The organism is Actinomycetospora rhizophila (assembly GCF_042657905.1).
Lineage (GTDB): Bacteria > Actinomycetota > Actinomycetes > Mycobacteriales > Pseudonocardiaceae > Actinomycetospora > Actinomycetospora rhizophila.
Map to the genome: position 1 here is coordinate 1 of NZ_JBHSKG010000043.1, position 789 is coordinate 789.

General features: G+C 63.6%; 1 protein-coding gene and 1 pseudogene. Both read right to left on the minus strand.

All coding sequences use genetic code 11. The annotated features are described in order from the left end of the window. Positions 1–417: 417 nt before the first annotated feature. On the minus strand, positions 418–666 hold the full coding sequence (locus ACFPK1_RS33010; protein ID WP_378025164.1) for a hypothetical protein: 249 nt from the start codon (positions 664–666) through the stop codon (positions 418–420). Beyond that, positions 667–789 (minus strand): annotated as a pseudogene (locus ACFPK1_RS33015) (IS630 family transposase); the annotation flags it as partial.

The following is a 789-nucleotide window of genomic DNA, read 5'->3' on the forward strand; positions in this document are numbered from 1 at the left end:
ACATTGGAACAAACAGTCCCAGCAAAAAAGCCCGACCCCCACTGGCAAGAAAGGTCAGACCCACTCAAAGAAACCCCACGACACCACAACCACTCACAAAAAGCAGACATGATGCCGACGAGGACAACCACACCAAACATTCAGCACACTGTTGAGTTCTCAAAGGACAACCACACCACCGTACCAACCCACTCACCGAGCGGACCTTCCGGAGGGCGACCTTCCCATCTTACTGCGTCGACCTGGCCGGGTTCAACCCCTTCGCCCTGGCGACATGGAGAACACTACACGGACGATCAGAGGGCTTTCACCGGGGGGTGGGTCAACATGATCGGCGCAGGTCAGCCCCCGTTCGGAAGCCGTGGAAGCCGGGCGCGCCGTCGGAGCTCGCCCCCTGGACCGCCGCCCGCGTCGTCGCTACCCCGCCCAGTGGAGCTGGAGGAGATCGACCCTGCCGAGGTGCTCGACGATCACGTAGGTGACGAGACCCGTGCCGGCGAAGGTCATGGTGCGCACGGCTCCGTCGGGGTTGCGGTCGACCAGGGGATCACCGGACCACGGCGCTCGCTCGAGGACGTCGAGCACCTCGGCGAGGGCCACGAGTGCTGCGGCCGGCAGCGCCTCGAGCGCGTCGCGTACGGATCCGACGTCGACGTCGTAGGCCACCTAGTGTCCTGAGTCGTAAGTTCGCCAGCGGTTGCAGTAGTTGGCGATGCTGTCAAGGATGTCGTCGGCGGTCTTGGTCCAGACGTAGGGCTTGGGGTCGTCGTTCCAGGCCTTGATCCAGGC